This is a genomic window from Aureimonas psammosilenae (assembly GCF_009176975.1).
Lineage (GTDB): Bacteria > Pseudomonadota > Alphaproteobacteria > Rhizobiales > Rhizobiaceae > Plantimonas > Plantimonas psammosilenae.
Map to the genome: position 1 here is coordinate 1 of NZ_WEZG01000029.1, position 11,257 is coordinate 11,257.

The 11,257-nt window shown below is 37.9% G+C and carries 6 protein-coding genes and 1 pseudogene; all 7 read right to left on the minus strand.

The window, feature by feature from the left end:
• Positions 1-7,073, minus strand: a pseudogene (locus F9929_RS23500) (hypothetical protein); the annotation flags it as partial.
• The gene (locus tag F9929_RS23505; protein ID WP_152048992.1) at positions 7,073-7,447 is read right to left on the minus strand and encodes a hypothetical protein; all 375 of its coding nucleotides are present in this window, start codon (positions 7,445-7,447) and stop codon (positions 7,073-7,075) included. The gene F9929_RS23505 and the pseudogene F9929_RS23500, both read right to left, overlap by 1 nt.
• Complete coding sequence (locus F9929_RS23510; RefSeq protein WP_152048993.1) at positions 7,448-8,008, minus strand: hypothetical protein; 561 nt, start codon at positions 8,006-8,008, stop codon at positions 7,448-7,450. It abuts the gene before it with no gap.
• Between the two features lie 19 nt (positions 8,009-8,027).
• The gene (locus F9929_RS23515) at positions 8,028-8,483 is read right to left on the minus strand and encodes a hypothetical protein (protein WP_152048994.1); all 456 of its coding nucleotides are present in this window, start codon (positions 8,481-8,483) and stop codon (positions 8,028-8,030) included.
• Positions 8,484-8,590: 107 nt separating this feature from the next.
• On the minus strand, positions 8,591-9,292 hold the full coding sequence (locus F9929_RS23520; protein ID WP_152048995.1) for a hypothetical protein: 702 nt from the start codon (positions 9,290-9,292) through the stop codon (positions 8,591-8,593).
• Positions 9,293-9,633: 341 nt separating this feature from the next.
• Positions 9,634-9,984: a DUF7253 family protein gene (locus tag F9929_RS24955; protein ID WP_456236799.1), complete on the minus strand. Its 351-nt coding sequence runs from the start codon at positions 9,982-9,984 to the stop codon at positions 9,634-9,636.
• Positions 9,985-10,012: 28 nt separating this feature from the next.
• Positions 10,013-11,257, minus strand: a 1,245-nt coding sequence (locus F9929_RS23525) for a phage major capsid family protein (RefSeq protein WP_193227895.1), incomplete at its 5' end; no start/stop codon positions are given.

Consider the following 11,257-nt stretch of genomic DNA (forward strand, 5'->3'; position numbering starts at 1 on the left):
TCTTCAATCGCTCTGGTTTGAATATCGGTCTTACCAGAAATATCTTCTAGTTTACGATTCATAATATTCATACCTTCAATTACATTATCAATAGTATAACGAGTTTGAGCAGCTTGCATAGTTGCTTGATTTAAATCTGTAAACGTAACATTACGAGCAACCCCATTATACCCCATTTTGAAATTACGTAGTTGAAGATTAGCTGCATTAATTCCAGTCATATCAACTACTGGTGTAATTGTTGGAGTAAGTTCTAAGTTATCGTACGCATAGTCATTTACAGCAGTAACCGCTGATTGAACTTGTCCAATAGCGTTTTCTATTTCTTTGTTATTTTCGAATCCTTCAGATAATCCGCTAACCCATTCTTTAGCTACAGCTAAACCAGAAGTTTTAACTGCAGTCCATCCTTTACCTGAGAACGGTCCTTCAGGGGCAGGAGAGTGAGGGAAGAAGTTCTTAATAGCTGCCATAACGTCTGAAGCAGCAGATTTAACTTTATGGATTGCACCACGGATACCTCCAGCTAAAGCACTAACAATAGCTTCACCAGCACTAGCAATTCCAAATGTAGCATTAAATGCTGTTTTAGCTGCTTCCATTACTACACCAGCAGCGGTTGAAGCAAGACCTGATGATCCACTAATACCGCCAGAGAATGTAGAACTTACGTTTCTACCTGTGCCAGACAAAGCTCCAACTCCAGAACCAGCACCAGCATTAGCTTGGCTAGTCAATCCAGAACCGACATTATATGATTGTCCATTAAGAGAGAAGATACCTTTGGTATAAGTACCACCTAATGTTTGAGCTACTGCATATAAGTCTTGAGCTGAAGCACCTGATTGAGCCATTTGTGTTAACAAGTTACCAGCTTGGTTGGCACCGATTTGTCCACTTTGGACACCTGTTACAAAGCTGCCAGCAGCAAGAACACCACCATCTCCCATATAAGGAGCCATGATATCTACACCACTACGAGCAGAACTAACCAATCCTTGACCTGCCAAGTTATATTGACTTGTAACATCGGCGCTAGTTAAACCATTAACAGCAGATGTGGCTAATCCGTTAACTGCAGCTTGCAAATTGCTAGTGTCAACTGATTGAATGGTTGAAGCCTCAGTAAATGCATCTCCAATAGCCTGCATAACTCTACGAAGTAATTGAGCGTTGGCTACAGCATTCTCATCGATTTCTCTACGACCAATAGTATCGGCAGTGTCAACCATTTTATTGACACCGTCTTTAATAGTATCAAGATTACTATTACCCGCTTGGTAAACTGCCACATCAGCAGTACCAATCTCTTCAAGAGCAGAACCAGCCTTCTTCATAGCATCTGCGGCAGTCTTAGTAGCAGACATTTTGTCTTTTATATTAGCCCAGTTCTTGAACCAAGATTCCCAGAACCCAGTTTCAACCATTTTAGCTAGCGCATTTTGAATTACTTTCATCGCTGACTTAGCACGAGCGATAGAACCGGTATCCATAGTTCCCAATGATATAAATGTAGGTCCTAATTCGGCAATAGCTTGAGCAGCTTTCTTGGCACCAGACATGGTTTCAGGTATAGCAACTAGCACACCAGGAGCAAGAGTTCCTACAGCACCAGCAACTAAGCCGAAGATGCCTAGAACACCTACCATTCCTTCGATAGCTTGAGTAATAGCTGAAAGAGCGACACGAGCATTAGCGATTGAACCAGAGTCCATAGCGCCAAGCTTGATAAACTCATCGCCTACTATTTTGATCGAAGCAACAGTACCTACAAGAAGTAGAAGTACTTCAGCAGCACCGGCTAGCATCATTGGATTTATTGTAGCAACTCCTCCAGCAGCCAGTCCCAAAACACCAAGTACGGCAACCATGCCTGTGATAGCGAGAGAGATTGCGAATAATGCTTCTTTAGCTGTAGCTATCCCTGCAGGATCCAACCCACTAAATTGCATGAATTGGTCGCCTACTATTTTGAGTGACAATACAACACTTCCTAGTAGGGCAAGTGTTTCAATAATACCAGCAATATTAGCAAATTGGCTCATAACGACTGAAATACCAGCAAGAACTGTAGACATAACAGTTATAGTACCACCAACTGTGATTAAAGCAGTTTGAGCAATACTTAATTGTTCACTATTTAGACTAGAGAACTGAACTAATTGGTCGCCCACTACCTTAAGAGCAACAACTATAGTACCCATCATTCCGATAGTAGCAAGTAATGTAGGTAGATCTGTGTTCATGTAATTTTGAACAAGAGCACCTATATTCATTGCTAAGAACAACATACCTAATTGGTCAGCTATAGTTTTAACAGCATTAGTTGTAGTAGCTAGTCGTTTAGGGTCAATCTCAGCCAAATCATCTAACTGGTCAATTAAGAATAAAAGACCTGCAACAAATGTAGCAATACCTAGAGATTGAGCCCAGTTCATACCGCCAGTACCAATGCTAGCTTTAAATCCTTTAGGTAAAGATAAACTAGCACTAAATGACATAGCACCGATAGCAAGAGTCAATGAACGCATAATACGGTTCACAGTATCTACGCCTTTATCAATCTCATCAGTGTTTAATTTATTAATTTCTTCGAAGCTCTTAATAATAGCTTTAATAGCAAATGTAAATGATGCTATAGTAGCCGCAAGACTCCATTTAGTATTACCTGTAGAGAATTTTAGACCCATTTGTGGAAGACCAGAGAATATCTCTTTTTTGAAGACTTTGACTGAGCCTGTACTTCCACCAGTACCTAAAGTAAGTGTTGCACCCATTAGCATGATAGCATTTCGAATAGATGCAGCTATCCTTTGAATAACAACAGAAGCGCTGTCTATTTCAGCAGTTGACATCTGGTTGATAACAGCAAAACTATCAATAATGTTACGAATAGCTCTAGCTAATGAGAAGATTGTGCTGGCTGTACCGAAGCTAACATTACCCCATTGGATATCAGCCATACCTGTTTTAAAGAACGAGAACTTACCACTCATAAGAGCAACAGATCCTGCAATAACAGCAGCGATACCAGCTATTTTGAGTAGGCTATGATCGTACTCGCTCGTGTCCATTTCACCAAGAGGTTTCATGATATCGACACATGCTTTTAATACCTTACCAAGTGCATAGATAGTAGCAGCAGTACCAAGGTCAGCTTTAGACAAGCCTGATAACCATGTAGCACCAACTATTTCAGTAAGGACAGCACCCATAGCGATCACACCTTGTAAGATTTCACCCCAATCCATTGCAGCAAGCTCTTTGAACGGTTTAATGATTAACATCAGACTAGTGGCAACTGATATAAGCATTGTTGCTTTACCAATTTTCTTCATAAGTTGGTTAACTTCACCAAGTCCAAGAGCATCTACAACATTACCCATAATACCTTCAGAAGATGAACCTCCAAATTTCTTTTGAGCCATTTTGATTGTTGTATATGCACCTACTAAAATTGTTGCCATTGTAGCAAGAGCAGCAACTGCAGGAAGGAGTTTGTTAGTTGGTATTGTAGAAACCACAAATAACGCACCCGACATAAGAAGCAACGCGGTTGCAATTTCGCGAATAGACTTAGCTTTAATTTCTTTTTGGTAAGATTTAAGAACGCCACCTACTTCTGATAATACATCAGCAATACCATTAGGTATTCTACTGAATGAACGAATGGTGTCAGCTAAACTATCTGTAATTTTATTAAAGTTCTTAAGAAGTTTAATAAACGTTATCAACGTACCTGCTTCAAGCAGATTTGATAGAGCTTTACTTTTGGCAAAATCTGTAATCCATTTTGAAATATTACTAATTGTTTCACCAACAGCGTCGGCAAATTTACCAAGGGCACCACCAATAGCACCAAAAGTACCAGTAATACCCTCTCCGACATGTTTAAGAGTTGTACCTATACCAGTAAACACAGATTTAATAAACTCTGCTTTAGAAGAGAAGTCTAGGTTGTCAACAAACTCTTTAATCCAGCCGCTAACAGTTTGGATTGTAACTTTAAAAGTTATAGATTGAGCCTTAAATTGGGTAACTATATTCTTCCAACCATCATAGACATGTTTGTTAAGGAAGGTTCCTAGTTGACCCATTTTTGTTTTAAGGATATCTGATTCATCGCCAACACCTTTAAGGCCAGCAATAAAATCTTTAAAGTTAAAGAATCCTAATACTTTACCACCAAATGATTTGAATGTAGAAGTAAGAGCTTTAATAGGGCTCGCACTATTTGCAATAGCTTCAGCATTCATTTTGAATTTGGCTGTAGAATCCATTATTTTCTGTCCTAATGCATCTACTCCACGACCTAATCGTTCAGATATAGGAATGTTTTCTTCCATGGCATCGGATACGCCACCTATTTCATCAGCGTATGCTGTAGAACCGAAGAGTAGTTCGCCAAATAAGTTGACACCAGAAGATAAGATACCTGAAGCGAACCCTTTAATTCGGCCCATAATATCGTATACACGATTGGCTTCATCCCATACAGCTGAGAATACTGTAATTAATGCTTTAGCGGCACTTCCAACTAAAACTAATGGAGCTAATAAGGCTTCCCAATGGTTACCGATTGCTACAATAATTTTTATAGCTAATCCGCCTGCTACTTTAATTACATTAAACAGATCTCCTACGATTTCTTTAACTTTAAGCAATCCTCTACCTAAAGCTTGAGATACAGAATCTGTTCGAGCTAATTTACCAGTAGTTTTATCGATTGAACCATCAATACCAGTAAACCACTTAGTAAAGTTTAACAACTTATCGGTGAATAATCTACCGTCAAAGATATTTCGGATTTTCTGAGCAAGAATATACATACGCTCCATAGGACTAAAGTTGTCATATGAAGTACGCATTTCATCAAACGCTTTGTAGACATCATCTTGTTTAGATTTAAGTAATTCCCAACCTTTGGTAATTCTACTTATAATTTCGTATGATAAATGATATTCTTGATTTAGCAACTGCGCACCGTGAGCAGTATCTACCAAAGTACCTTTGATTTTAGTAGCATCTGTAATGATCTTACCAAATAACTTAGTAATCACACCACCATGTTGCATGTTTAAAAGTGAATCACCAAACTCTTTAAACGCTTCGGTTAATGAATGAGTTTGTCCATATACGTCGTGGAATACTCGATATGATGAACCTAACTCATTTTGAAAAGCTATAAATTTTTGAGAGAATGTCTCTATAGGTCTTCCTGCTTCATCTACAGTTTTACCTAGACCCAATAGGCGTTTGACTGTATTACCAAAGAACCCAGTAATGTGAGCGCCTAATTGAACGAAGACAGTCCCTACTGATGTAGCTTTTTCTATTATTGCACCAAATAAAGTAGCAAAGAAGTCCCAGAAGTCACGAGCATTATCTCGTACAGCTTGGAACATTTGCCCTATAGGAGATGCGTTAACATAGTTCTTTAATACAGTGTTAAGGCCATCGTACATAACGTTGAATAGTCGGGCAAAAACGGATATTAAATCAATACCCATTTGGATCAGGTTGTTTGGAATAAGTAAATCTAATACTTTACCTAATGCACCAACAAGACCTATACCTATTTTGACTATACGCCAGAATGCGGTAAATATCTGATTTAATGATTCTACACTAATCTCAGATCCTGTAATCTTTTCTTTAAGTCGGTCGAATAAATGGATAATACCTTCTGCTATTTTATTTTGGATGCCATCTCCGAACACATTCTTAAAACTATTTGTAAAACTATTAAAGACAAGTGTAAGTTTTTCCCAACCAGCTTTAATAGTCTCAATGACATGCAAACGTCCTTCAAGTTGATTGAACGATGCAGCCACCTCAGTCATAGCGTTCGGAATAAATGAGACAATGTTTTGCATTATCTCACCAACTGGTGTCCAAATAGCAACGGCTTCATCACCTTTACCAACCATTTCAACCCAGAATTTAGACCAAGCGTCAGATACAGCTTCTTCAGTTGATTCCAAAGCTTCTTTAAATGTATATAAAGATGCTGCCTGTTTCACCATTTCTGGATTATTGGCAAATTCGTGCAAAGCAGACATCATAACATCGTTGGTAAACCATTTACCTTCGGTTAAGCGTTCATTAAACAAATAGTTAACTGCTTGGTCGTTAAGTTCACCATATTTATCAATTGCGGCTTGAATTTCACCAGTAACGTCACCTTGTGCTACAGCAGTGTCAATGATAGTATCCTTGAACTTCTTGGTAGCCATATTCGCATTTTGAATTTGGCGCCAGTTTTGTAAGTTCATGTAACCCATTTGCAAAGCTTGTTCAACAGAGGTTTCAAGCGTACGGTTGAAATCAGCAGTAGAGGCTGACGCAGAAGCAGCCAAGTTACCCCAACCCTTCAAGGCTGTAGCAGATTCGTCTAGTCCGATACCAGCATTTACGAATTGGGCTGTAGCAGCATTCATCTCTTGTGATGAATAACGGGTTGTCTTGGCATATTGTTCCAAATCACGCATTACTGCTGTAATATGGTCGGTTTCACTTTCACCCAATGCACTTACCAAGATACGAGTTGAGTCAAGTTCTCGTTCATATTCTTGATAACCATCAATAATAGGTCGAAGTGTCCAATTATTAATAATTGATGCTGCAGTAGAAATAGCTTTAGAAGCAATATTACCTAAGGCAACAGAGGCAGCACCTTCAAGAATAGAAAATTTGTTTCCAATATTTGAAGTAGCTTCACCAATATGTTCTACGCCTCTAGCAGCATCATTGGAGCCAGATATAATCGCTTGGAAATTCCCATTTTGATTTATCTGAGATAAACCTATTGCTGCTTCTCCCGAGCTCTTACCTAAGTTAGTAATATGCTCTTTTAGAGTAGAAATAATAGGAATATGATCCGTTAGTTTAGAAAAAGAAGAAGACATGCCGGATACGGAAGACTTAATGTTTTCAAATGCTGTAGTTTTAATTCCATTTAATTTAGAAGTAAAACTATCAACATCAGACATTGCCTTCCGTAGTCCAGTAGCCAAATCTTTCTTGTCTAATTCTAACTGAATAATTTTCTTTTCAATTACTTCAGACGCCATTATTTACCTCCTATCTTACTACTAAGTTCTTTAGCAGTTTTTTCTACAATAGGGGTTATGAAATCATTTGGAGGAACATATCCACCATTACGAGTTCCGTGCCCTTGTTTTATTAACACAACAAGAGGTGTGCCATCTGAAACAGTATTTGAATTACTATAAATAAGGTCTAACTTATCACTAGCTTCTGTAATATCCATAGTCCACGAATTAGCAGTTTTACCACTTCGGACTGGAGTATCATCGACTAATTGTTGTAGACCCGCCTTACCAACTGACTCAAATGTTGGCTTAAGCTTTGCAGAAGAATACTTATCTAAAATACTCATCAACCCTTTCGTCTTACCTCCTTTGGAAACGACGTTGATTTTCATTTATTCTCCTTCTTCATTTTGATTTTCCATAGCGGCTAAACGCTTCTGGTTAATTTCATGTTGTCGACGTAATATTTCAGCTTCAGACATCTGTTTACGTGGTTTATTAAACTCACTAATTACTGAAACTAGTATAAGTAATCTATTAACATTCCATTTATCGCATTCAAATGGTATTCCGGCATTTGCCATCCAAGCATAGATTACTTCACTAGTCATAATCGTTCTCGAGTTGCGATTATTATCGTCGCTACTTGATATTACAGTGGCTGTAGGATTAGTATCAGCCATATATTCTGTAATTTCAGTAATATTTTCAGGTGTTAGCATATTTGGGTTAAAATCGTCATCTAGGTTCATCATACAAATATAATCTATCAGCTGCTCAGGAGTAATAGCTTTATTTGACAGGAACGGTTTACGATATTTAGCTTCCCATACAGAAATAGCGGCTAAAGAATGTTCGAAATGAAAAACTTTTTCCTTACTACGAACTTTAACGAATTTATTAGTTTCTTCATCAAACATTTCGTTTGGTTCGTACGGAATAATTTCCAACATACCACTACCTCCTTAAATACTATGATTTACGATTTTGATTTTTTCCTCGATTATTGCGACGTTGTGCACGATTGCCTTTAGATGCACCAATAGCTTTCAAGTTAGTTGTTGATTTACCTTCCGCAATAATAGATTGCCAGAATTTTTGTGCGAAATCTTCTTCGCTTAGGAATTTAATAAACAACTCGCCATAAGCTTCAGACGCGATAAATGCATCACGGAAGTCTTTAGTTTTAACAAATAGTCCTTCTGGAGTACGTTGTCCAACAGCATCGTGAATGATTGATTCGAACAAGTTAAGAATTTTATCTGGATCGTTACTGTCTAGAATATTGCGAACATGTGTTTCCCAATCAACTTCACCAGCACGAGACAAGATACGAATAATTTCAGCTTTATTCAAATGGAAGTAAAAGTCTTTTTCTACTTCGTTACCTTCAATAACATCATAGAATTTAATATGTTGTTTAATCATTTTGATTTCTCCTTTATAAAAAACAAAAACCTACAAACCCATAAAGTGCTGCTTATGATCCTTATTGCAGTTCCACACCCCTATCCCACTTTATAGAAAATTATTAATTAGCCGCCAACTCCGCCAAGAATACTAATTACTTCTTGTGGAAGTGGAAGAGCAGGATCGACAGTGTCAGTACCGTAAAGTTTAGTTTCAAGTTGTCTAAGCTTAGCAGCATCTGCAGTCAATGAAGAAATTACCAAATGAGCAGATGGTTTAGCACCAGGTACATCAATAGGTAAAGTAGAGAAGTCCCATGAAAGTTCAAGAGCTTCTGGTGAGTCGTTTACTGTTTGGTAATCTTGAGAAGACACACCTGCAGTTGCGTTGTACACCAAGTGGATTTCATAACCATGGTCAGTACCTTTAGTATCGTTACCAATAAGAGTACGATAAGCTAGACCAAATGGTGTACGTTGTTGACCTGTAACACGAAGGCCTTTAACCGCACCAGCACTATCACCACTAGAAGCTAGAACTGATGCAGATCCGTCACATTGTTCCCATTCTTTAGGGTAAGTATATGCAGTAATAGATCCTTTAAAGTTTTCTTTAGCTACAAGGTTAAGGTAAAGGTTGTTGTTAGCATAGATTGCAGTAGCGTCACCACCATCTGGAGATTCAGAGATTTGAGTAACACCATTCCAACCAACACCAACTCCATAAGCGCCACTAGTTGTGTCTTGTGGGAAAAGAACTACACGGTCAACACCTGTGCGATATAGACGTTCAGAAGTTTTATCCCAAACAATTTGTTTTCCAGCCATAATAAATATTCTCCTTTTATATAAAAATAAATATATTAAAAATACACACGATAATATTCATGATAAACGCCATCGATTTTTGAATTATTATTATGTCTACAATATTTAAACGCTGCGAACATTTGATCCTCTATCGAGAAAGGTTTTCTAGACATATAGGTTATCGTGTACGAGTGTTTAGTATTATATACAATATTATTCGAGTATGTAGCATCTGTATAATTATCAGCGACAACAATACAAGGATACGTAATACTATCATGATCTCCGGGTTGATAATAAACATTAGGTGTAATATCTTTTAACAAATTAATAAAATCACTAAGACTTCCAGCCATATATTACCCCGTATAAATCTCTAATTCTTCTTCTTTCATTTTAGCAATATCACCAAGAACCGAAGACATCCTAGGTGGATACGGGTCTGAAGATGATACTTCATACAAGTCTCCATTATACGATATATAGCTAATCCTTTTTGCAGTATCAGGATTACAATTCGATATTACATAGGACATCTTAGTTTTGGATGATGATTGTAAATTTACAGAAGAACTATCGGTAAGAGTAACAAGCAAATTAGACATTGTAGCTCTTACCTTTTCTTTTTTAATATACGCATATTCATAGACGCCTGGGTATGTTTCCACAGGTTTCTTAGTTCGTATATAAACATTAATGATAGTTCTCATTTAATTTACCCATTTTGAAATTCAGGAATTATTTTCCTTTTGATTCTGATCCAGCAGTGTGGCTAGTATCTGAACCGTCGCTTCCAGTTCCAGGGACAGTTACGCCTGGTTTACTGGCTGCAGCTTTTTTAGAACCTGTATCTGTTGAAGCATATTTAGAACCTGGTGTAGTTCCACCTTTTGCACTATCTACAGTGAATTGAGGCGTATCTTTAAGTCCTGTTGTTGTGAATTTAAGAGCTTGTTCACCAGCAGTGTTTTCAGCTTTATCAGTAACTTTAACAACGATAAATGATTTAGGTGTTTGAATAGCGCCTGAAATACGTACTTCAGTAAGATATTTTTGTTGGTTAAAGTCGATATCGAATTGTTCGAATGTTGCAACTTGACCACCTTTAGAAGTACCAAATACGTAGTCAGCTAGGTTACCGATTACGAGTGTACCTTGAGGAAGTGGGTAGTAGTCAACAACTTCTGTACATCCGAAGTAAGCGGCGATTTGGTCATTTGTAGGAATACGGTTAGCATCTGCAGAACCACCATACAAGTAGCTACCTCCAGCAGTTTTCAATGTTTTAAGTTTAGCAAGGTCGAATGGGTTGATGAACAATGATGGTGAACCAGAACCTTGGTATACAGGAAGGGTTGTTTGAACATCGTCTACAACAGATTTCCAGTTAGCCGAAGTAACTTTAATTGTGTAGAGATCGTCATCAGTAATGATTGGACGAACGTGTTCTGGATCGATGTGCTCAGGGTTCTTGTGACCATCGACAATAGCATCACGTCCATCTCCAAGGAATGCTGCACGAACAAGTTCTTCTTGCAATTTAGCACGTTGTGTAGCTTTCTTGAATTGGATAATATCAATACCGTTTTCTTCGATATCAATGATATCATCACGGTCCATACGAGTTTTACGGATTACAGTGTGTGGAGTTGTTTCACGGTAGAATACTCGTTCAATTGATTCCATTTTTTGGTTACCTTTAATGTAACCGCGTGCACGAGCTTCATCTTCAGTGATGTCAGCGTAAATGTTTTTAATACGAGACATTGGTGATTTGCTGAAGGCAGCAAGCATTTTCTCTACGTTACGTCCAACTGGGTTGTAAACTTGAATACCTTTTTGTAGTTTAGTTTCAGGGAACAATACATCAATATTTTCAATACCGTGTTTAATTGTAATACCTTCGTCTGATCCAAGTCCATTGTCAATAAGGACGCCTGCAAGTGATGATGCACGAGTATCGATTGCAGTTTGAATAAGTGT

Excerpts from the sequence above, each read along its gene's own strand:
- F9929_RS23505 (WP_152048992.1), bottom strand. The coding sequence starts at position 7,447 with ATGAAAATCAACGTCGTTTCCAAAGGAGGTAAGACGAAAGGGTTGATG.
- F9929_RS23510 (WP_152048993.1), bottom strand. The coding sequence starts at position 8,008 with ATGTTGGAAATTATTCCGTACGAACCAAACGAAATGTTTGATGAAGAA.
- F9929_RS23515 (WP_152048994.1), bottom strand. The coding sequence starts at position 8,483 with ATGATTAAACAACATATTAAATTCTATGATGTTATTGAAGGTAACGAA.
- F9929_RS23520 (WP_152048995.1), bottom strand. The coding sequence starts at position 9,292 with ATGGCTGGAAAACAAATTGTTTGGGATAAAACTTCTGAACGTCTATAT.
- F9929_RS24955 (WP_456236799.1), bottom strand. The coding sequence starts at position 9,984 with ATGAGAACTATCATTAATGTTTATATACGAACTAAGAAACCTGTGGAA.